24 protein-coding genes and 1 pseudogene are annotated in these 21449 nt (G+C 68.3%); 15 read left to right on the forward strand and 10 right to left on the reverse strand.

Translation table 11 applies throughout. The features are described 5' to 3' along the window. Window positions 1–62: 62 nt before the first annotated feature. Window positions 63–1514, reverse strand: a complete 1452-nt coding sequence (locus B141_RS0124085) for an HNH endonuclease signature motif containing protein (RefSeq protein ID WP_020577749.1) — start codon at window positions 1512–1514, stop codon at window positions 63–65. Window positions 1515–1768: 254 nt separating this feature from the next. Between B141_RS0124085 and B141_RS0124090 the strand changes: the two genes are divergently transcribed. Further along, window positions 1769–2257 (forward strand): cupin domain-containing protein, encoded by a 489-nt coding sequence (locus B141_RS0124090; RefSeq protein WP_020577750.1) that lies wholly within the window; start codon window positions 1769–1771, stop codon window positions 2255–2257. A 33-nt stretch (window positions 2258–2290) separates the two neighbouring features. Here the strand turns inward: B141_RS0124090 and B141_RS0124095 are convergent, their stop codons facing one another. The 4 genes from B141_RS0124095 to B141_RS0124110 form a co-directional block, all read right to left on the reverse strand. After that, a complete protein-coding gene (locus B141_RS0124095; protein WP_020577751.1) occupies window positions 2291–3547 on the reverse strand; it encodes an RNA polymerase sigma factor in 1257 nt (418 codons plus the stop codon). Continuing rightward, window positions 3544–3906, reverse strand: a complete 363-nt coding sequence (locus B141_RS0124100) for a YciI family protein (RefSeq protein WP_020577752.1) — start codon at window positions 3904–3906, stop codon at window positions 3544–3546. Before B141_RS0124100 ends, B141_RS0124095 begins: the two co-directional genes overlap by 4 nt. Before the next feature lie 115 nt (window positions 3907–4021). Continuing rightward, entirely contained in the window at window positions 4022–5011 is a 990-nt protein-coding gene (locus tag B141_RS0124105; protein ID WP_020577753.1) for a nucleoside hydrolase, read from the reverse strand. A 53-nt stretch (window positions 5012–5064) separates the two neighbouring features. Continuing rightward, on the reverse strand, window positions 5065–5715 hold the full coding sequence (locus tag B141_RS0124110; protein ID WP_020577754.1) for a C40 family peptidase: 651 nt from the start codon (window positions 5713–5715) through the stop codon (window positions 5065–5067). Between the two features lie 27 nt (window positions 5716–5742). On the opposite strand from B141_RS0124110, the gene B141_RS50360 reads away from it, so the two are divergent. Continuing rightward, window positions 5743–5916, forward strand: a complete 174-nt coding sequence (locus B141_RS50360) for a hypothetical protein (protein WP_020577755.1) — start codon at window positions 5743–5745, stop codon at window positions 5914–5916. A 58-nt stretch (window positions 5917–5974) separates the two neighbouring features. Continuing rightward, a complete protein-coding gene (locus B141_RS0124120; protein ID WP_020577756.1) occupies window positions 5975–7366 on the forward strand; it encodes a class I SAM-dependent RNA methyltransferase in 1392 nt (463 codons plus the stop codon). Between the two features lie 9 nt (window positions 7367–7375). Here B141_RS0124120 and B141_RS0124125 read toward each other — a convergent pair whose 3' ends face one another. Then, window positions 7376–7897, reverse strand: coding sequence for a YcxB family protein (locus B141_RS0124125; protein ID WP_020577757.1), 522 nt, complete (start codon window positions 7895–7897; stop codon window positions 7376–7378). A 223-nt stretch (window positions 7898–8120) separates the two neighbouring features. Between B141_RS0124125 and B141_RS0124130 the strand changes: the two genes are divergently transcribed. Next, window positions 8121–9116, forward strand: coding sequence for a pirin family protein (locus B141_RS0124130; RefSeq protein WP_020577758.1), 996 nt, complete (start codon window positions 8121–8123; stop codon window positions 9114–9116). 65 nt (window positions 9117–9181) lie between these two features. Here B141_RS0124130 and B141_RS0124135 read toward each other — a convergent pair whose 3' ends face one another. Next, window positions 9182–10135, reverse strand: a complete 954-nt coding sequence (locus tag B141_RS0124135; protein WP_420313604.1) for a metallophosphoesterase — start codon at window positions 10133–10135, stop codon at window positions 9182–9184. Between the two features lie 263 nt (window positions 10136–10398). Between B141_RS0124135 and B141_RS0124140 the strand changes: the two genes are divergently transcribed. Then, the gene (locus tag B141_RS0124140; protein WP_157181236.1) at window positions 10399–10620 is read left to right on the forward strand and encodes a hypothetical protein; all 222 of its coding nucleotides are present in this window, start codon (window positions 10399–10401) and stop codon (window positions 10618–10620) included. Next, a complete protein-coding gene (locus B141_RS0124145; protein ID WP_020577761.1) occupies window positions 10607–10906 on the forward strand; it encodes a type II toxin-antitoxin system PemK/MazF family toxin in 300 nt (99 codons plus the stop codon). Before B141_RS0124140 ends, B141_RS0124145 begins: the two co-directional genes overlap by 14 nt. Window positions 10907–11557: 651 nt before the next feature. On the opposite strand, the gene soxR is transcribed toward B141_RS0124145, so the two are convergent. The 3 genes from soxR to B141_RS0124165 form a co-directional block, all read right to left on the reverse strand. After that, a complete protein-coding gene (soxR, locus tag B141_RS0124150; protein WP_020577762.1) occupies window positions 11558–12097 on the reverse strand; it encodes a redox-sensitive transcriptional activator SoxR in 540 nt (179 codons plus the stop codon). Window positions 12098–12321: 224 nt separating this feature from the next. Then, window positions 12322–12567 (reverse strand): hypothetical protein, encoded by a 246-nt coding sequence (locus tag B141_RS0124160; RefSeq protein ID WP_020577764.1) that lies wholly within the window; start codon window positions 12565–12567, stop codon window positions 12322–12324. Then, entirely contained in the window at window positions 12548–12814 is a 267-nt protein-coding gene (locus tag B141_RS0124165) for a hypothetical protein (protein ID WP_020577765.1), read from the reverse strand. The genes B141_RS0124160 and B141_RS0124165 overlap by 20 nt, the downstream gene beginning before the upstream one ends. A 283-nt stretch (window positions 12815–13097) precedes the next feature. On the opposite strand from B141_RS0124165, the gene B141_RS42420 reads away from it, so the two are divergent. From B141_RS42420 to B141_RS0124210, 9 genes and pseudogenes are all read left to right on the forward strand, one after another. Further along, window positions 13098–13580, forward strand: a complete 483-nt coding sequence (locus B141_RS42420; protein WP_157181237.1) for a hypothetical protein — start codon at window positions 13098–13100, stop codon at window positions 13578–13580. A gap of 67 nt (window positions 13581–13647) precedes the next feature. Beyond that, entirely contained in the window at window positions 13648–14673 is a 1026-nt protein-coding gene (locus tag B141_RS0124175) for a zinc-dependent alcohol dehydrogenase (protein ID WP_020577767.1), read from the forward strand. Further along, entirely contained in the window at window positions 14670–15482 is an 813-nt protein-coding gene (locus B141_RS0124180; protein WP_272944105.1) for an SDR family oxidoreductase, read from the forward strand. Before B141_RS0124175 ends, B141_RS0124180 begins: the two co-directional genes overlap by 4 nt. Before the next feature lie 9 nt (window positions 15483–15491). Beyond that, a complete protein-coding gene (locus tag B141_RS0124185; RefSeq protein ID WP_084678482.1) occupies window positions 15492–16511 on the forward strand; it encodes an aminoglycoside phosphotransferase family protein in 1020 nt (339 codons plus the stop codon). A gap of 35 nt (window positions 16512–16546) precedes the next feature. Beyond that, window positions 16547–16714: pseudogene (locus B141_RS42425) on the forward strand (transcriptional regulator); the annotation flags it as partial. 63 nt (window positions 16715–16777) lie between these two features. Next, window positions 16778–17689 (forward strand): cation diffusion facilitator family transporter, encoded by a 912-nt coding sequence (locus B141_RS0124195; RefSeq protein WP_020577771.1) that lies wholly within the window; start codon window positions 16778–16780, stop codon window positions 17687–17689. 82 nt (window positions 17690–17771) lie between these two features. Next, window positions 17772–18524 carry an IclR family transcriptional regulator gene (locus B141_RS0124200; protein WP_020577772.1) on the forward strand — a complete coding sequence of 251 codons (753 nt, stop codon included), beginning with the start codon at window positions 17772–17774 and terminating at the stop codon, window positions 18522–18524. 161 nt (window positions 18525–18685) lie between these two features. Then, window positions 18686–19678, forward strand: coding sequence for a thiamine pyrophosphate-dependent enzyme (locus B141_RS42430; RefSeq protein WP_020577773.1), 993 nt, complete (start codon window positions 18686–18688; stop codon window positions 19676–19678). 496 nt (window positions 19679–20174) lie between these two features. Beyond that, window positions 20175–21446, forward strand: a complete 1272-nt coding sequence (locus B141_RS0124210) for an ABC transporter substrate-binding protein (RefSeq protein WP_020577774.1) — start codon at window positions 20175–20177, stop codon at window positions 21444–21446. Window positions 21447–21449: the final 3 nt, after the last annotated feature.

The raw sequence follows: 21449 nt of genomic DNA on the forward strand, positions 1-21449 counted from the left end.
GCGAGGACCCCTTTCTCGCCGGCTACCGGGAGATCGCGGGCGAGCTTCCGCCGTCGTTCGCGCTACAGCACTGGCTCTATACCGGCATTTATGAGGTGCTGTGCATAGAGGAGTGCCTCGAGGGAAACCAGGCGTACACCAAAAGCCACGAAGATTTGCGCACCTGGCTCGACACGCCGGTCCCGCTGTAGGTAGTGGTGCTCTGCTACTCCTGGCCTGTCAGGTTCGGAGGCGTTGGTTGCGGATGGGGTTGCGTTGGTGTCGATCCATTCGGGTGGGATGAATTCGGGCACGCCGTCCACCGCAACCTGGACTTGCCAGGCTCCTTGGTGGATGAGGCGGTGATGATAACCGCAAAGCAAGGTCCCGTTGGCCAGCGTGGTCGAGCCGCCGTCGAGCCATGAACGAATGTGGTGGCCGTGGCACCAGGCGGGTGGCCGGTCGCAGCCGGGGAATGCACATCCCCGATCCCGTAGCTCCAACAACTTGCGGAGGCGTCCGGTGAAGAACCGTGTCCCGTCCGACAGGGCAACCTCGCCGTCGCGGATGCCGAACCAGCTGACCTTCGCATCACACGCCCACTCCTGAACCGTGCGTGCCGACACGTAGGTGCCGGTACGCAGCAGTCGGCCGAGTCCGGTGCCGTTGACCAGGTTCTCGTCGGTGATGGTCACAACGATGTGGGGCTTCTCCCCACCCTGCGACGGGGACGTCCCGGAGTTGAGGTAGCGGCGGACGAGCTCGTCCAACGCCTCGCCTCGACGCTGGGCGGCGCTTCGGGGGTCCAGCCCGTCGGCGGTGGTGGGCAGGGGTTTGGACAGGGGCTCGATGGCGGTGCGGAACCGGTCGGCCGCGATCGGGTCGAGCTTGCCGCGAAGATAGGTGCCGGATCCGTCTGGGGCGTCGTACAGGGACAACTCGCACCGCCGGGCAGCCTTGGCTTCTTCTTCGGCGAGCTTCTTCGCCAACACCTTGTCGGCCAGGTCGGGGTCGACCGCGTTCAAGACGGCTTTGCCCAGCCCGGCCAGGTCTTTCGGGTCAAACACGCGAGCATGCTCGACCAGGACCTGTTCGGCCTCGGCTCTGGTTTCCTGTCCGGCCTCTTTCGGTAGATCGCGGATCGCTTTCGCGATCACCCGAGCGTGGTCGACGCTGATTTCACCGGCGTTCAACGCAAGCTGCACAAGCGGCAACGCGGTGTCCAGATCGTTCGCCAGGCGCACCGCCGCCCGCGCGTGTTCCGGCCGCATCCGCAGCAGCGACGACAACAAGGCGGCGGTACTGGTCGCACCAACCGTGCGGCCCAGGTCCTGCCGGTCCGCCTCGCGGATCACCTGAAGTTTGACCGCCTCGATCTGTGCCGAGAGAGCTTCCAGGTTCATGAGCAGGTCGATGAGCTCCTCGTGAGGAGTCGACCAGAACAGCGCACCGGACTCCTCAGCGAGACGGGCACGTATCCGCTCGACCAGCACCGAGAACGGGTGCCGGCCCGTGTCCGCCGAGGTCGAATCCATACCCGAACACTAGCGGCCACCACCGACAAGACCCCGGCCCGAAAGCCCAACAAAACAAGGGCATCCGGCATCCGCCAGGGCCACCGTTCTGGGTCGGGGGCACCCTTGGCCAATAGAGCCGTACAAGGGTGCCCCCGACCCAAAACGAAGGCGAATCCAGCAAGGCGAGAGGATCGTGGGTACGAGCGGTTCGCGCCGATACCTGACGCGTCCCCTCCACGAGGTGGTAGCTCCGCGACCGAGAGGACAGCAGCATGTCGTACCCCGAACCCACCTACTTCGGTGACACCGGCGAGGTGAGCGCGGTCTACCGGCCCGCCGACCACGAACCCGAACTCGTCTATCCGTCGGCCGGCAGCGTCGACTACCTCGCGAAGGGCGCGGACACCAAGAGCGAGTTCGGCCTCTACCGCTGGAACTTCGGCCCCGGACGCACCGGCCCCGACCCCCACTTCCACAAGACGATCTCGGAGTCGTTCTACATTCTGTCTGGGACCGTCCGGTTGTACGACGGGAACAAGTGGATCGACGGCACGCCGGGCGACTTCCTCTTCGTACCCGAGGGTGGCATCCATGGCTTCCGTAACGAGTCTGGAGAGCCGGCGTCGATGCTGCTGCTGTTCGCGCCGGGTGCGCCGCGCGAGGAGTACTTCGAGACCCTGGCCGAGATCGCAGGGGGTCGGGTGCTCAGCGAGGAGGAGAAGCTGGAGTTCTACCTCCGGCACGACAACTACTGGATCTGACTCACGGCCCCAACTCCGGCCGGCAGGAGGCAGCTACCCGTCGTCGTCCCGAGGAAGGCGCGCGGCCCGGGCGTCGAGGTAGCGCTGTTCGGGCAGGCTCGTCGTCCGCCGGGCGGCCTGGTGGTAGGCGGCGCGGGCGGCCGCGTGGTCGCCCGCCATCTCCAGGAGGTGCGCGCGTACGGCGTGGAGTCGGTGATGCTCCGCCAGCCGGTCGTCCTCGTCGAGCGCCTTGAGGTGGTCGAGCCCCGCCCGTGGCCCCTCGACCATCGCCACCGCGACAGCGTGGTTGAGAGCGATCATGGGGTTCGGTGAGAGGCGTTCGAGGAGTTGGTACAACGCGAGGATCTGCCGCCAGTCGGTGTCCTCCGCGCCCGGTGCCTCGTCGTGGATCGCGGCGATGGCCGCCTGGAGTTGGTACGAACCAACCGGGAATCTCGCCAGCGCATCGGTGATCAGCGCGACGCCCTCGGCAATAGCCTGGGTGTTCCACAGGTCGCGGTTCTGCTCGGCGAGCGGGATCAGGTCGCCGTTCGGGCTGGTCCGTGCAGGCCGCCGCGCGTCGGTCAACAGCATGAGGGCGAGGAGCCCCGCGACCTCGCCGTCATCCGGCAGGAGCCGGTGAAGGGTGCGGGCCAGCCGGATCGCCTCGGCGGTGAGGTCGGTCCGCTGCAGGTCAGGCCCGGACGTCGCGGTGTAGCCCTCGTTGAAGATCAGATACAGAACGTGCAGGACGACTCGCAGCCGTTCCACGCGTTCTTGTTCGGGAGGCATCTGGAACGCCGTACCCGTGGCCTTGATGCGTTGCTTGGCCCGGCTGATGCGCTGGGCCATGGTCGCCTCGGGTACGAGGAACGCGTGGGCGATCTGCGCCGTCGTCAAACCACCGACCGCCCGCAGGGTGAGCGCGAGCTGCGACGGCTGGGACAGAGCCGGGTGGCAGCACAGGAACAGAAGAGTCAGCGTGTCGTCTTCGCCGGAGACGCGGGTGTCGTCGGCGGCCGGCGTCACGAACTCATCCGCCGGGCCCAAGGTCGCCGCGGTCGCTTCCCGCTGCCGGCGGGCCTGGTCGCTGCGGAGCTGGTCGGTCAACCGCCGGGAGGCGACGGTGATCAGCCAGGCCTTCGGGTTGTCCGGCGTACCCTGCTCGGGCCACTGGACGGCGGCCGCCAGTAGCGCCTCCTGTACGGCGTCCTCGCAGGCGTCGAAGTGTCCATAACGGCGGACGAGCGCGCCGAGGACCTGCGGCGCGAGTTCGCGCAGCAGGTCCTCGGGCACAGGATTGGTCGTCACGCCTCGGGTTCGGGCTCACCGTGGAGCGGCCGGACCTCCATCGCCCAGTACCTCGCGTCCGGCCAGCGGGCGGCGATCTCGATCGCGCGCTCGGGGGTGGCGCAGTCGACGATGCAGTAGCCGGCCAGCTGCTCCTTGGTCTCGCTGAACGGGCCGTCGGTGACCGCGGGTACGCCGTCCCGCACCCGGACCGTCTTGGTCTGGGAGGAGTCAGCCAACGCTTCCCCACCGACCCATTCGCCGGACTCGGTGAGTTCCTTCCAGATCTCGCCAGCCTCGTTCATCAGGCCGTTGCGTTCCTCTTCGGAGAGGGTCGCCCAGGTGGCGGGGTTTTGGTAGATCAGCAGGATGTACTTCACGGCGTCACACCTTCTGGTTGGCGCGCCCGGTTGGGCGACTCTCAGCGGTGACGTCGGAGTGGGTGGGGAGTTCTCGACGTCCCGGCGAGAATCTTTCCGCGTATTTCTTCAGAAGCTACCCGAGCGGCCGCGGGCCGTCGGCGGCGGCCGCATCGGCGGTCGCATCGGCGGCCGCATCGGCGGTCGAGGCGGCTTCGACGGCGCGTAACCAGACCTCGGTGAAACCCGGGCCGTCCACGTCCACGAGGACCCGTGTGCGGATTCCGTTCTCGTCCGGAACGAACCGCAGGACGCCGCCGTCGAGGTCCGGCCGGAGGTTCATCTCCTCGACCGTGGCGCCCGGCCACCCCAGCGCGACGGCGCAGGTGACCGGGTCGTAGTGGAAGTTCAGGAGATCGCCGGGAAGTCCGGTATGAGCATGGCCCAGCCGGGTCATGCCGGCGTCCTCGCCGTACGCGGCCGCCTGGGAGGCAAGGCGTACGCCGAGCGGTCCGGCGGCTCGCAGGCGCGGGAGGTCTGACGCCCGCAGATGGCTGCCCAGCGTCGCCGGCAGGGTGGTCAGCGTCAGGCATCCGACCGCGCTCATGACGATGCTGGCCGCCCGGGTGTCCCACTGCACGTTCCAGTCCTGGTCAGGGCCCCATGCCGGCAGACCGGCGGCGGGTGGGCGTACCCAACCGCCCATCATCACGACGGAGGTCTCGGCGAGACTGCCTGGCCGGCAGGTCGCAAGAATCGCCAGGTTGGTACAAGGACCGATCGCGACGACCGTCGCGCCGGCCTCGACGCTGCTGCTGAGGAGATCAAGGGCGGCGCCCGGCGGTGAGGGCGTGGGGTGGGCGCTCGCCGGCCAGTACCGCGGGTCACCGATGACCGGGTCAGCCAGTTGTCCGGTGGTCAGCGACGCGCCCGCACCGGCCGCGACGGGAATGTCGGCTCGGCCGGCGAGTTCGAGCAGGTGGCGGACGTAGCCGGCCCGGACGCCGGCCGGGTCCAGCACTGTGGTGATGCCGAGGAGTTCGACGCCAGGCCAACCGAGCAGCATGGCCAGCGCGCAGGCATCATCGGGATCGCCGCCGAGGTCGGTGTCGAGATGGATGCGCATGTCTGCCTCCCTCGTGGTTGATCACCGAGAGGTCGCAAAGCTAGCTGTCGTCTTCACCGACTGGTTGTCGGGTCCACGCCGGGGATCTGTACGCAGATCTCCGTGCCCAGACGGCAGCCGCCCGACAGGGCCAGGTCGTCGCCGCTCCAGAAGCGCCCCGGGTCGTACCAACTCGGGCGCTTGCCGCCGGGCAGGAGTCCCATGGCCTGGTAGGTCACCGCGACGACCTCCGCGCAGTAGGCCGTCTCCAACTCGGTGCGGCGTTCCCCACGCCGAAGGATCCTCGGGACCCGCCCACTCACCCAACGGGTGGCGAGCCGGGCCGTCGAGGGGAACGGCGTACCGTCCAAACGCGCGATCGTCCGGAGTACGCCGTCTTCCATCGCCCGGGTGGCTGTCGGGTCGAGTTGACGCAGCCAGACCCGCTGGCCGTACTTACGCGCCCACACCAGAACCGACGCGCGGAGGTCGTGTAGTTGGACACCGCGCTGGTGCGTGCCAGACCAGAGGTCCGGCAGCGACTTGCCCAGCTCGGCGTGCCACATGAGCGGCGGCAGATCCTCGAGCGCGACGGTCATGCCGACGTGGTTGACCGGGCTGTTCGTGGTGATCCGGATCGCCCGGTCTGCCGCCGACCGGCCACGGAACAGCCAGAGGTCGCCGGTGCGGGTCAGGTCCAGGGCCTCGTCGAGGCTGATGCTCATGCCCGGCATGGTCGTAGCCTAGGCCGCATGCGTTGGTGGAAGGTGCTGGGCGTCGCGGGCCTGCTGGGCGTGGCCGCGACCGGAGTGGTGATCGCGCGGGCCGAACGCCGGCGCCGTGCCTACACGCCGGAGCAGATCCGGTCACGGCTACACGAGAGGTACGCCGAAGCCACCGCGCGCGGCTCCGTAGCCGGCGACTGAACACCCGGCCCGGGTGCTCGCGGGCCGACGGCAGGCGAAGGGCAGACTCGTCCTCGTTATGAACGAATCTGCCCGCCCCGAAGACCGTCCCGAAGGCCGCTCCCAAGGCCCGGCTCCCACGACCTCCACCTCCGACCTTCTCGAACTCGAAATCGGTCCTGTCGCGCACGGCGGTTGGTGCGTCGCCCGGCACGAGGGGAAGGTCGTGTTCGTCCGGCATGCGCTGCCCGGCGAACTCGTCCGCGCCCGGGTGGTCGAGGAGACCGCCCGGTTGGTACGCGCCGATGCGATCGAGATCCTGCGCGGCTCTCCGGACCGGGTCGCCCCACCGTGCCCGTACGCGGGTCCCGGGCGCTGCGGCGGCTGCGACTGGCAGCACGCGACCCTTGCCGCGCAGCGGGAGCTGAAGGCCGCGGTCGTCAAGGAGCAGTTGCGTCGCATCGCCGGCCTCGAGGTCGAGGTGACCGTCGAGGCGCTGCCGTCCCCCGTCCCGGACGAGGATCCCTCCGGCGACAGCGGGCTCGGCTGGCGTACCCGCGTGCGGTTCGCCGTCAGCGACGACGGCGTGGTCGGCTTCCGGCGGCACCGCTCCCACGAGATCGAGCCCGTCGACGCCTGCGTCATCACCCATCCCGAGATCGAACGCCTCGGCATCGAGCGCCACCGCTGGCCGGGCGCCGACCAGATCGAGGTGGCGGCGTCGGCCGCGACGGGTGACCGGGTGGTCGCGGTCCCGGACCGGAATCGCGGCGCCGTCGAGGTCCCGCGCCTCGCGGCCCCAGTCCGGCTCGTCCGCGGTGAGCCGCAACCGGGTCCTGGCCTGCCGTACGTACGCGAACACGCGGCTGGCCGCACCTGGCAGGTGAGCGGGACCGGCTTCTGGCAGGTTCATCCGGCCGCGGCGGACACGCTCGTCGAGGCTGTCCTCGAGGCGCTGGAGCCGCGCTCCGGTGAGCGGGTTCTCGATCTGTACTGCGGTGTCGGGCTGTTCGTCGGCGCGCTGGCCGAGCGGGTCGGGCCGGCCGGCACGCTCACCGGAGTCGAGGAGGACCCGATCGCGGTCCGCGACGCGCGGCACAACCTCCGGGACCTGCCGAACGTCACCATCGAGAGGGGTCGGGTCGAGCGGGTGCTCAGTCGCGGAAGGCCGGCCCGGGGCGGCGGGCCGGGTGCCAATCGAGACCGTCCGGGCCTGGATCAGGTGGACCTGGTGGTGCTGGACCCGCCGCGCTCAGGAGCCGGGCAGACCGTCGTACGCCGCGTCGCGGCGCTCGCCCGTCGCCGGATCGCGTACGTCTCCTGTGACCCGGCGACGTTGGCCCGCGATCTCCGGTACTTCGCGGAGCACGGCTGGAGCCTTGCGGGGCTGCGTGCGTTCGACGCGTTCCCGATGACCCACCACGTGGAGTGCGTGGCGATCCTGGAGCCGGTGAAGAAGGACGGCGCCTGACGCCCGCGGTCATGCGGCTGCGAGATGCCTGGTGATCAGCGACCGCAGTCGTTCGGAGTCCTCCGGAGCACCCAGACCACGTTTGGGGAGGAGCAGCACTCCGGTTCCCCAGATGTCCGGGGTGAGCAGCACGAATACCCGTCGGCCCTCGACGCCGCGCCCGTAGAACCCCCAGTCGGTCTGATTCGCATGCCGCTCGGAAACGGTACTGATCCCGTCCTCATCGACCGTCACGCGATGTTCGCCCAGATGCCGGGCGTAGGCGAGCAAGGCGAGAGCCGCCAGCCAGCGGACGGCCACCAAGAAGAGGCAGAGAATCAGAAAGAACTTCCACGCCCCCAAGCCGACGGCACCAACACCTCTGGTCAACAGGTTGGCTGCGCTCACCAAGCCGAGCAATGCGCCCAGTCCCCACAGGGCGCGATAGCACCATCGCCCGACTGGACTGTGTCGCATCTGAATCTTCAGTCCGTCAGATATCTCCCGCCATGTCACTACGTACGTCAGCTGCACCGACACATCAACGGCCATGCGTCCTCCTTGGATTCGATGGGCAGGGACTGTACCGGCGGGTCAGCCAACCGATCAGGACACAGATGCCGCCGCCCACGGGGCCCCGACCGCGGTCGCGGGGAGCGGAGCGCTGCAGGTCGCCCGGCCGTACGAGCCGGTTGGGCGGACCACCGATCGGAGCGGCGGCCTATCATCGAGGGTGGTTGTTGAATCTGAAACCAGTTGTCGGAGGCGGTGGACGGTGAGCAACGTCGAGGCGGAACCCGCCGAGCAGCGCTGCGGAGCGGTCGCCGACGAGCGGACACCACGAACACCACGGGCGCCGTACGTCGAGGTGCTTTCCGCACGTGAGGTTCCTCTGGGCGGACCGCGGGCGATGTCGGTACGCCGATCGCTCCCGCAGCGGGCCCGGACGCTGATCGGGGCCTGGTGCTTCGCCGATCACTACGGCCCTGACGACGTAGCCGAGGCGGGCGGCATGAACGTCCCCCCGCATCCGCACACCGGCCTGCAGACGGTGAGCTGGCTGTTCAGCGGGGAGATCGAGCACCGCGACAGCCTGGGCACGCACGCCCTGGTGCGCCCGGGCGAACTCAACCTCATGACCGGCGGCTACGGCATCAGCCACTCGGAGGTCTCAACCGCGCGGACCAGGGTCCTGCACGGCGTCCAGTTGTGGGTGGCGCTGCCGGCGGCGCACCGGAACGCTGGCCGGGATCTCCAGCACTACGCCCCCACTCCCGTCCAGGTGGACGGGGCTGAGCTCAGAGTCTTCCTGGGCTCGCTTGCGGGGGACACCTCACCGGTGCGGACGTTCACACCTTTGCTGGGTGCCGAGCTCCGCCTCGCGGCAGGGGCGACGACCACGCTCGCGGTGGACCCCGGCTTCGAGCACGGCCTGCTGGTCGACCAGGGGAACGTCCGTCTGGGTGGCGTACTCCTGCGTCCGGCGGAGTTGGGCTACGCCAGCACGGGGTTCGACACCCTCACGCTGACGAACGAGTCGGAGGACGCGGCCCGGTTGGTCCTGCTCGGTGGTACGCCGTTCGACGACCAGATCGTCATGTGGTGGAACTTCATCGGCCGCAGCCACGCCGACATCGTCCAGGCGCGCGAAGACTGGCAGAAGGCCTCTGACCGCTTTGGCGCCGTCGAGGGGTACGCCGGCGACCGGCTTCCCGCGCCCGCCCTACCGAACGCCACCCTCACCCCGCGCCGGAACCCACCGCGCCTCTGAGCCTCTGGCCGGGCGGAGAGCGCGGTCGGCGCCGGCGCTCTCCGCCCCGAGGTGTCAGCCGAGCCTCAGGAACCGTTCGAGGCGTACGGCACCTTGACCCAGCTGAGGACCTGCGGGCCGCGCGCGTTGATCGTGACCTTCAGCCAGCTGTTCACGCCGGTGGAGCCGTCGACGGTGATCCGGTTGAGGTTGGGTACGGCGGACACGCCGTACACGGACAGCCACTTCGAGCCGTTCGCGAGCGGCCGGTCGGCGTTGTAGACGTGGCTGTCGCCGTTGAACAGATAGACCGGCCCGTCGAACGCCGTGGCCTGCTCGGCGATCGTCTGGATGATCGGCGTGAAGCCGGAGAGGTTCGCGGGGTTCGGGTTGGACACGGACGGGTCGAACATGTCGGCCTGGGTCAGCAGCACCACCGCGCGGTCACGGTCCCGCTTCGCCTGGGCGAAGGTCTCCCTGATGTGTTGGACCGCCGCGGCGGTCCGCCCGCGTACCTCCGCCAACTGCTCCGGCGTGGCGGAGGTGTTGCCGGTCCACGGCAGCAGGCTGTTGTTGCTGCCGACGACGTGGACCGCGGCGAAGGTCACGTCGGCGCGGGTGTACCTGACGTTCTCGGCGTAGCCGGCGGCGGCCTGGGACTTCACGGCGACCTTGTGCTGCCCGAGCGTACGACCGGGCTCGGGAAAGAACGTGCGCCGGATCGCGGTCAGACGTTCGAGCGGGTTGTAGGAGCCGTTGTTGGCGCGGTGGCAGTCGGTCCACTCGTTGTCGCCCGGTGTGTAGACCAGCGGGTCCGCGAACCGGTCGAAGTCTGACCTGATGCGCGCGAAGTAGCTGTCGCTGCACAGCGACGAGCCATCCTTGATGTCACCGAGGTGATCGACCAGGCGTACGTCGGGGTCGGCGTTGATCTGATCCACCACCGACGGGAACTCCGTGATCTGGGTGGGGCCGTACGGCACGTCGCCGATGACCGCGAACGTGAAGCCCTTGTCGTTTCCCGCTGTCACTGCCGCCATGCTTGGCGAAGCGCCGACCATGAGTGAGGTCGACAAAGCCGCGCCCAATGCGAGGCACTGCCACTTCTTCACGCCGTTCTCCCATCGTCGTTGTCGGCGGTCATGCTCGCGTGACGGCGTGAACCGGCGAAGGCTCCCGCGAGGATCCTTCGTGAACCTTCGCGGCGCGCGTCAATGCCAGCTTGGCGCCCGTCAACCTGGGGTAGCTATCCCTGGTGCCCGAGAGGTGACAGTTTGGTATGACAATCGGTATGGTCGCCGGTATGGCAACAACGAAGAAGATCACGGTGAGCCTGTCGGGGGATGCGCACTGGCTCGCCGAACGCGCGGCCGCGGACGCGGACATGTCCCTCTCGGCATGGCTCTCGCGGGCCGCCTGCCATTACGCGCTGTGGCAGGCGCCGGGCCAGGTCTCCGAGGAAGGTCAGCTCCGCGACGAGGAAGATCGCTCGGCGGAGGAGACCGCCTATCGTGCGACGGGGTGAGATCTGGCGCTACGTCTCCAAAGGCTTCGGCCGCGAGCGCCTCGTCGTCGTTGTCAGTACGGACGCCATCAACGGGTCACCCGGACAGGGCTGGTTTCTCGCCCTCGAGGTGACACCGGAGGATCCGGGTCACCTGCTGGCGGTTGAGCTTCCGGGCACCGGATGGGTCACTCCCCAACAACTCGACGCGCTCTACCAGCGCTCGTGCGTTGAGCAGGCTGGCCTCGTCGAGCACGACGTGATGGAGCGGGTGGCTTCCATGCTCCGGATCGCGCTGGACCTGTAGCGGGACGCCGCGCCCGCAGGCCTAGTCAAAACCCCGTCGCGCCAGGCAGCTGGCTGAGCCGAGGTCGACGTGGGACCTGGCGACGATGGGGCGGCCCAGGTGCCCGTGCTTGCCGAACCTTGAGTAGACGCCCACTTTTTCGCGGGAACTGGGCATCTACTCAAGGTTCGCGCCGCGACACCTTCAGGTCTGCCCACGATGTGAGACAAGCCAGACGTTGTCTCACATTGTGTACACCTTCTGCAGTGCGAGGCAGGGCAAGTTCCCACCAGGCAAGGCAAATTGGCCTAGTGAGGTGGGGACTTGCCGCGTGAGGTCCATCAAACGGTGTACGCAATGTGAGACAGAACCTTGGCTTCTCACTATCCGATACGACCGGGTGTACGCCATTCGAGACAGCCGCCACCTCACGCGGAATCCCCCGCGAAGCACACTCAATTCGCCTTGCTTGGCGACGACTCGGTCCAGGAGAACCCGAACTGGCCTCACATCCGCAGCACCTCAGCAAGACCGTGAAAACTTAAGGGGGTCATAGCACCCCAAACTTTTCACAATCCTGGTCGGCGCGAGTTAACACCAAGTCGGCCCGGATGCTGAGACGTGCGGGTCCTCTGCTGTAGGGATCGTTGCGGACTCCCCGCACCCCCGCGCTCAGTCGTCCTGGTCGGTGCAGTCGACGTTCGGGGTTGCGCACGCGGTCGCAGCCGCGGTCCCAGCGTCGATGGCGGCCGCCTGGACGTCGGTGAGGAGCCGACGCGGACCGGGGCCGGTGGTGCCGAGGACGTCGTTGGGGTTCGACAGTTGGCAGATCCCGAGGCTCAGGCACCCGCACCCGATGCAGTCGGTGAGGTTGTCGCGCAGGCGCTGCAGTTGTTCGATCCGGGCGTCGAGTTCTGATTGCCAGGCGGCGGACAGGCCCATCCAGTCCCGGCGGGTCGGCGTTCGTTCGTTGGGAAGGCGGGACAGCGCCTCCCGGATGGTCTTCAGCGGAATGCCGAGGCGTTGCGAAACCCGGATGAACGCCACCCGGCGCAGGATGTCGCGGGTGTAGCGACGCTGGTTGCCGGACGTACGGCGGGAGCGGATCAGCCCCTTCGACTCATAGAAGTGCAACGTGGAGACGGCGACCCCGCTGCGTTCGGCGAGCTGGCCGACGGTGAGCTCCGCGGCGGCGGACGGAAGATGGGTCACAGGACGCACCTTAGCCTTGACCTCGACCAAACTTGAGGTTCGCCGTTCTCGATGAGGCGGAGGTCACATCTCCACCGCCGATGTCACACCAGGCGGCCGGCGCGGCTCTCAGGATGCGAGCGCGAGAGGAGACCGCACCATGAACGACCCGAGGGGCGACGCGATGAACGTCGCAGGGAACGACGCGATGAACGTCGTGAGGGACGAGGCGACCCGGGAGTTCGTCAATTGACGACGACGAGCTGGTAGAACCCGCCGTCCTCCGGGGCCGGCGCACCGTGCTCCTCGGCGGCGACCGCGAACGCGCGGCCCAGGAAGAACAGGAACGCGCCGACACCGCCGTCTCCCCACCGCAGGGCGACCTGCTCCAGGGCTCCACCGAACCCTTCGGGGTCATCCATCCCCACGGCCATGAGCGCCGCCTTGGCGTACTCCCTGATCTCGGCGACCTCATTCCCCGGACTGCTCAACCGGCACCGCGCCTCCATAAACGTTCTGGATCATCACGGTCGCGTGCTTGCGGACCTGCTCCGCGAGTTCGTCAGCCGAGGCGATCGGCTCGTAGTCGACCGGGGCGAGCGCCTGCAGCGCCTCCGCCAGCTCCGGCCACGTGTTCACCAACATGTCCCGCCGGGCCTCCTGGCCGATCGGGACATCAGTCTTGTCGGTCCACGCGGCGACGACAGCCTGGACCTTCTGCTCCTGCGTCTGCTCCATGGACTGACTCCTACCCGCAGACCGATTCCTACTCGCCATCAGATCGGCAACCCTTCACGTCGAAACCGAGCCAGATAGTTCTGGACAGACGGGTTCCTTCTCCGGTCTAGATCCACCGGGAAACTGATACTCCGGTTCGACGGGGTACGGACGATGATGTGCGAGCCAACTTCTTCGTCTGCGCGGTCTACACCCACGTTCGCGCCAGTGACTATTCGCCGCAGTTCCGTTTGGCGATCGGACTTCTTCTGCTGGCCGTTGTCTCGCTGATTCTTGGTTTCCGGTGCCGTTTGGTACGCCGAGCCAGCGGGTGGCACAGGTCGCCGACATCGTCGCGGCTGTCAGGCGGCAGTTCGCGGACGCCGGGCGACCGGCGCCCAGGATCCTGCTCGCTGGTGCCCGCCGGCAGCTCCTCGAACTCGCGGTCGCCGAGGCCGACACCCTGGCGCTGCCGTTCCTCCTCGAAGTGGGCGAGGAGCGGCTCGCGGCCAGCATCCGCGAGCTGCGGGCGATCGCCGGCACGCGGTTCGACGGGCTCGAGCTCGCGCTGAGCGTCCTGGTCGTCGGTGACGGCGAGGTGCCGGAGGCGATGCGGATGCTGGTCCGTGACGTGCCGCGTGACGCGGTGAGCCGGCTCAGTGGCACGCCGAAGGAGATAGCTGACACCCTCCGCCGGCGCCGCGATCAGTACGGCATCTCGTACGTCACCGTCGCCCAGCCGTACATCGAGCAGTTCGCGCCCGTCATCGAACTCCTGGACGAGTGAACTCCCGGTCTGGAGGCGCTGTCTGGTAAGGGTTCTTTGATGGTGTTGACCGGACCGAGGAGCACTCATGCGCGCAGCCTTGTACACCCGCAGCCGCACCCTGACCGTCGAGGACCGTCCGACGGTGCCGCCCGGACCCGGTGAGGTCCAGATCGAGGTGGCGTACGCCGGCATCTGCGGCACCGACCTGCACATCCGGCACGGCGCGATGGACGACCGGGTCCCGCTGCCGGGGATCCTCGGGCACGAGTCGTCGGGCCGGATCGCGGCGGTCGGTGAAGGTGTCACCGGCTGGCGGCGCGGCGATCCGGTCACGGTGATGCCGCTGCGTTGGTGCGGCACCTGCGCCGCCTGCCGGGCCGGCCACACGCATGTCTGCCAGACGCTGAAGGTCATCGGCGTGGACCTGCCTGGTGCCATGCAGGGAAGCTGGACGGTTCCGGCCGAGGTTGTCGTACCCCTTCCCGCCGACCTTCCCCTCGACCAGGCCGCCCTGGTGGAGCCGACGGCGGTGGCGGTTCACGACGTGCGACGCGCGGAGCTGCGTGCCGGCGAGAAGGCCGTCGTCGTCGGTGGCGGCCCGATCGGCCTGCTGATCGCGCGGGTCGCGATCGCGGAGGGCGCCGAGGTGGTCGTTGCCGAGCCCGACCCGCATCGCCGGGCGATCGCCGAGCGGATCGGCCTCACCACGGTGGATCCGGCCCAGACCGACGTGGCCGGGTACGTCGCGGAGTGGACGGCGGGCGCGGGCGCACCCGTCGCGTTCGAGGTGTCGGGTGCGCCGGCCGGGGTTCGTTCGGCGACGGAGGTGCTGGGGGTGCGCGGCCGGTTGGTCATCGTCGCGATCCACCCCGAGCCGCGCCCGGTCGACCTCAACCGCGTCTTCCTGCGGGAGTTGACGATCGTCGGCACCCGCGTCTACACCCGGGCCGACTTCGAGCACGCGGTCGGTCTCGTCGCCAGTGGCGTGGTTCCCGCGTCCGCACTGATCTCGAGGGTCGTCCCGCTGTCGGGTGCCACGGAGGCGTTCGACGCGCTGGAGTCCGGTGGTGGCGTGATGAAGGTCCTGATCGACTGCCAGGCGGAGTCGTGAGCGGAGTCGTGAGCGGAGGCAGGGACGCGGGTACGCCGGTGGCCGGGCTCGGCCTCTTCGACCTGACCGGCCGGCTGGCTCTGGTCACCGGTGCGCGGCGGGGTCTCGGCCTGGCAATGGCGGACGCGCTGGCCGCCGCGGGCGCCGACATCATCGGTGTGAGCGCGCACCTCGAGCCGTCCGGAAGCGCGGTCGAGCGCGCGGTCACGGCCCGGGGCCGGGCGTTCGAGGCGTACGCCGTGGATTTCGCCGACCGCACCGCGGTCTCCGAATTCGCGCGGGAGATCTCGGGTCGTGACCGGCCGGTCGACATTCTCGTCAACAATGCCGGCACGATCCGGCGAATGCCGGCCGCGGAGCATTCCGACGAGGCGTGGGACGAGGTGATCGCCGTCAACCTCTCCTCGCAGTTCGTGTTGACCCGCGAGGTCGGACGCCGGATGCTCGAACGCCGGGCGGGCAAGGTGATTTTCACGGCGTCGGTGTTGAGTTTCCAGGGCGGCATCACCGTGCCCGGGTACGCGGCGGCCAAAAGCGGTCTCGTCGGCCTGATGCGTGCGCTCGCCAACGAGTGGGCGGCGTACGACGTGAACGTCAACGCGATCGCACCCGGCTACATGGCCACCGACAACACCGTGGCGTTGCGCCAGGATCCCCTGCGCAACAAGGCGATCCTCGACCGGATCCCGGCCGGCCGGTGGGGGCGCCCGGAGGATCTGGCGGGTGCGCTCCTCTTCCTTGCCTCGCCGGCCTCGGACTATGTCTCGGGTGCGATCATCCCGGTCGACGGAGGCTGGCTGGCTCGCTAACGTGATCAAATGGCTCACCCCTCCCCATCGGCGGCGATGGTCGCATCGGCGTTCGACCTCGGGCATCCCATCGAGTCGCTGACCCCGCATCGCTACGGAAGTTTCGAGACCTGGATCCTCACCACGATTGCCGGGCGTTTCCTCGTCAAGCGGCTCTGGTTGGGGCCGGAGCCTGAGTGGCGGGCGGCGCTCGAGCGGTCGATGGATTTCGAACGCCGCGCCCGTCAAGGTGGTCTTGACATGCCGGTGGCGATCGTGCCGCCGCGTCCGGCGTTTGGTTGTGCGGCGCTGGTGGGGTCGTACGGCATCTTCCGGGTGTACGAATGGCTCGACCATCGCCCGGTCGACTTAGGCGACGACCTCAGTGAATGGGTGGGCGCCACGCTGGCCCGCCTGCACCAGGTGGAGCCGCTGGCGGGGTCGCAGCCCGAGCCGGAGTGGTATGGCCTACACCCGCCGGAGCGGTGGCACGACTGGCTTGCCGCCGGCGAGGCCCAGGGCAGGGCATGGGCACCCGCCCTCCGCCAAGCCGTTCCCGTCATCCTCAAGACATCGCGGTGGATCGCGGACGCGTTCGCGAACGCCGGGGGCTACGTGCTGACCCATCGAGACGTCGAACCCTGGAACGTCCTGATCACTGACCGCGGCCCGGTCCTGGTCGACTGGGACACCTCCGGCCCCGACAGCGCCCCGTTGGAGGCCGCGCAGGCCCTGCTGACGTTCGCGACCATCGGGAAGGCCGAGCCGGATCCGGCGCGGGTACGCCGGGGGCTCGCGGCGTACGTCGACGCGGGCGGAGCCCCGCTCACCTCCGGTCGGGACCTGACCGCGCGCCGCGCCGGGCTGAAGCTCGCCCGGCTCAGCGAGCGCCTCCAGGTGACCGTCGGCCGGATCGGTGCCGGCTCCACCGAACCCCACAAAGCTGACATTCGTGCCCGGGAGCAACTCGAGGAACTCCCAGGTTTCCTCGCGGACCTGACCCGCTGGTGCGCGCTTCTCGAGCCGGGCGCTGATCCCACCTTCGCGTGAGCGGCCCAACGGCAACACCGCCCGACGTCGCGAAGTTGGCCGAGTCCCTCGGCCGCACGCGTTCCAACCTGTCCAACCACCTGACCTACCTGCGCGGTTGTGGTCTGGTGGTGGCGACGCCGGAAGGCCGGCAGGTCAGGTACGAGCTGGCGAGCCCGCAGCTCGCGCATGCCCTGGTCGAGTTCCTCAAGGTCGTCGGCTGACCTCACCCACGCTGGCAGCTCCACGCTGGCAACACCACGTGGACAGCACCGAGGAGAGCAGGAATGGGAGCGGGACACGGCCACGGCACCGCGACGGGCGCGCACCGCGGGCGGCTGCTCCTGGTGCTGGCGCTCACGGTCGTGACGCTGCTGGTGCAGGTCGTCGGCGCGGTCCTGTCGGGATCGCTGGCGCTCCTGGCAGACGCTGGCCATCTGGCGGCGGACGCCGCCGGGGTCACTATGGCGCTGATCGCCGTGACCATCGCGCAGCGCGCTCCGACGACGAGGCGGACGTTCGGCTGGCAGCGGGTCGAGATCCTCGCGGCCGTCGCCAACGCTGTCCTCCTCTTCGCGCTGGCGCTCTACATCCTGGTCGAGGGTTTCGAGCGGCTCTTCGCCCCGCCCGAGGTCGGCTCGACCCTGATGCTGGTGGTGGCGCTGATCGGCCTGGTCGCCAACACCGCCTCGTTGCTGCTGTTGCAGCGGGCTCAGGCGGAGTCGCTCAACCTGCGGGGTGCCTATCTCGAGGTGCTCGGCGACCTGCTGGGTTCGGTCGCGGTCGTCGTGGCCGCCGTGGTGATCGCGGTCACCGGCTGGCTGCGCGCCGACGCGGTGGCATCGATGCTCGTGGGTGTCATGATCCTGCCGCGGGCCTGGGCCCTGCTGCGGGACGCGGTGGACGTACTCCTCGAGGCCACGCCGAAGGACGTCGACCTCGAACGCGTACGCCACCACATGCTCCATCTGGACGGCGTCATCGACGTCCACGACCTGCACGCCTGGACGATCACGTCAGGACTCCCCGTGCTGTCGGCGCACGTGGTGGTCGACGAGGGAACGATGAACGGCGGCCACACCGGTCGGGTCCTCGACGCTCTGATGGAGTGCCTGTCGGATCACTTCGACGTCGAGCATTCGACGTTCCAGATCGAGTCGGCCCAGCACCGCGACCACGAGCACGCACTCCACGACTAAGAGGTCCCGCCGTGAGCCACACCAAGAGCCGGCGTACTGCCACCCGGTCCACGTACGGTGGTTCTTTCGGAGGAGGGCGTACGTGGCAGGTCGGGGCGAGCCCACGCTGATTGGTTCGGTACAACGCGCGCTGCGCCTCCTCGACGCGGTGGGTGCCGCTGACCGGCCCGTACCCGCGAAGGTGCTGGCCCGCCAGACCGGCCAGCCATTGCCCACGACGTACCACCTGCTCCGCACGCTGGTCCACGAGGGCTACCTGTGTCGGGTCGAGGACGGCTATCTGCTCGGCGACCGGATCGCGGCTCTCAGCCACCGCAGCCGCGGCCAGTTGATCGCTCTGCGGGTACGCCCGACCCTCCGGATGCTGCACGATGAGCTCGGCAGCGCGGCGTACCTCTCGTTCTACGAGGACGGCGAGATCAGGCTGGTCGATGTGGTCGACAGCCCCGCCGCGCCCCGCGTCGATCTCTGGGTCGGTTTCCACGACGCGGGTCACGCGACCGCGCTGGGCAAGTGTCTGCTCGCCTGCCTGCCCGAGGACGACCGCCGCGACTACCTTGCCCGTCACGATCTGAACGATCTGACCCCGCACACGATTACTGACAGCAAGGTTCTCTTGGCGCGGTTGGAGACCGAGCGCGAGTACTCCCTTGACCGTGAGGAGTACGCCGTCGGGACGGTGTGCGTGGCGGCGCCGGTGAAGCTCGAGGACCTCACCGGCGCGGTGGCGGTGTCGCTGCCCAGCCGCCGGTTGGAGCGGGTCTTCGAGAAGCGACAGGCGATCAGCCGGGCGGCCCAGCGGATCGCGTTCGCCCTCGCCACCGAGAACACATAGGCGAAGCCCGCCCGCGCGCCGGTCGCATTGCGTGACGCTGGTCGCTCTCTGTCCGTGTCCACATCGCGCGATGGCTATCACCATCTGAAATCGAACCGTTGGTGCAACCAGCTCGCCCACGCGATGGTTTCAAGAAGGGGGGACCTACTGAGGAGGGGGACATGGTGGGCGAGGGCCCGACCATTTCAGACGCCACCCGCGTCGAGCTCTTTCGTGTCATGGTCCTGATCAGGACCTTCGAGGACGCCATCCTCGGCGAGTACGCGAAGATTCGGAGGCCCCACCCCGCGGTCTGGCCGGCAGGGGTGGCAGCGCCGGACCCTGACCTGGCGCGGGCGGGATTCTCCGGGGGCCGTGAGCCGGTCGCCGCGGGAGTCTGCGCGCACCTCCACCCCGACGATGCGATCACCGCCACCAACCGTCCGCATCATCTCGCCGTCGCGCACGGGGTCGACCTCACGAAGCTCGCGGTCGAAGCGCTCGACCGCGGGGACGGTGGTGGTGGTGCTCGGACCGGGCCGGAGCACCGGCACCTGTTCGTCGCGGACACCGACGTCTCCGGTTCCGGGACGATCGCGGAAGGCTATCCGCGCGCCCTCGGGCGGGCGTTCGCGTTCCAGCAGCGGCGGACCCGCCAGGTGTCCGTAGCCGTGGTGGACAGGGCCGAGATTCATCAGGACGGCTTCCGAGATGCAATAAATCTTGCAAATTTGTGGAAACTGCCCCTCGTCTTCGTGATTGAGGACCACGATTGGGGAACCACTACTCTTCGGAGCGCTCCGACAGGCGCCGTCGCCCCCTTGACGACGCATGGTGTTCCGGGCGAGCGAGTGGAAGACAATGCGGTGGAGACGGTTTACACATCGGTCGGGCGCGCGGTCGAGCGCGCCAGATCGGGTGAAGGACCCGCCATCGTCGAAGTGCACACCGTTAGACTCTGGCGGTCCGATGCCGAGAGAAGGCGCATCGGCTCCCCGCCAGCCGCGTACGACGTCGTGGCCCAGGACCCGCTTCCGACGTACGAGTTCGCACTACGAGAACGCAATCTTGTGGATGACGAACTCCTGGCCGAGATTCGTACTCTCGCAGCCACCCGCGTCGCCGAGGCGCTCAGACCACTGAGAGCCGAGGAGAAGCCGGTGAAAGCTGTGTGACCAGTGCACGGAAGGCGGCACCATGAACGGGCCGACCGCGGGTGGTTCCCCAGAAGGCGGAGACACCCTCGTACATTCGCCGGGCGCGGCGTTTGACCTGAGCGCGTCGGGCGATTCCTATGACCCCCTGGTCTTCTGCATCAGCGATGGCGCAGGCGGATTCGGTGGTATTTACTGGCTCGACGACCGGGCTACTGCGTCCGGATAGAAGCAGGACAACCTTCCTGAGCCCGCGCTCGGAAGGTCCAGATCGCCCGCCTCCGCGATCTGGACCGCCCAGGCGTGGGCTCAGTTATTTTTCTCGGTCCGGGTCGACATCAGCCGTCTGGTGTGGTCCGGCGGTGCGTCGTGCGGTCGGCGTCGGTCGTAAAGGTCACGATCCGAATCATCGTTTCTATTACGCCTTGACGTCGATCAGGTAAACCTGCGACTGTCTGCCACGTGGAAAGCGGCTCTCCGGTTTGCAAGGCTGACGCATCATCGGAGGTAGTGGCACATGACTTCGCACCACCCGACCGCATTCATGAGTCGCCGCGGCTTCCTTCGCGGCGCGGGCGGCGTCGCCGCCCTGGGTATCCTCGCCGCGGCCTGCGGTAGCAACACCGGGCGATCGCCAGGCGGTAATGGCAAGGTCGCGCTTGCCCAGTGGTATCACCAGTACGGCGAAGCCGGCACCAAGGAAGCCGCACTGAGATATGCCAAGGCCTATCCAGATGCCAGCGTGACGGTCCAGTGGACCCCCGGCGACTACGGCTCCAAGCTGGCTTCGGGATTGTTATCTGACAAGGGTCCAGACGTTTTCGAGAGCCAGCTCAACATCGCCATGGTGCAGAGCAAGCAGGTGGTGGCCCTCGACGACATCATGGAAGACGTCAAGGACGACTTCAACGAGAACGACATCACGACGAACACCGTGGACGGCAAGATCTACGGCGTACGGATGATCGACGATCCGCAGCTCATCTATTACCGCAAGAGCCTGCTCGACAAGGCGGGGCTCAAGCCACCCACCACGGTCGACGACTTGATCGAGACCGCGAAGGCGCTCACCACCGACAAGATGAAGGGCATCTTCGTCGGCAACGACGGTGGGCTGGCACTTGGTGGGCCCGCACTGTGGTCCTCCGGCGGTAGCTTCCTCACGCCCGAGCGCTCGCCCAACTTCGCTGGTCCGCGCGCGGCACAGGCGTTCAGCAAACTACGCGAGCTGCACACCAGCAAGGCGCTGTTGCTCGGCGCGCCCACCGACTGGTGGGACCCTGGTGCCCTCATCAACGAGCTCGCCGCGATGCAATGGATCGGCCTGTGGGCCATGCCCGCCATCCAGAAGAAGTTCGGGGACGACATCGGCGTGATCGCGTTCCCGAAGCTCGACGCGCAGGGCAAGGACGCGGTGTATTCCGGTGGCTGGACGCAGTTCGTCTCCGCCAAGAGCAAGAACGTCGAGGCCGCCAAGAAGTTCGTCCGGTGGCTCTGGATCGACAAGGCGGAATTCCAGGAAGACTGGTGCCTGAGCTACGGATTCCACATCCCGCCGCGTAAGAGCCTTGCCGCCAAGGCGTCCAAGCTGCAGGCCGGCCCGGCCGCCGACGCGGTGCGGCTCGCCGCCGATTACGGCAACACTGACAACCCCGCCTGGACACCCAAGATGGGTTCGGCGTTCGGTGACATGCTCACCAACGTCATCAAGAAGGGCGCCGACCCGGCCACCGAACTCCCGAAGGCCGAAAAGACGGTGCAGACGGAGCTCGACCGGTTGTTCGGGTGACCG

Source organism: Actinopolymorpha alba DSM 45243 (assembly GCF_000373925.1).
Taxonomy (GTDB): Bacteria; Actinomycetota; Actinomycetes; order Propionibacteriales; family Actinopolymorphaceae; genus Actinopolymorpha; species Actinopolymorpha alba.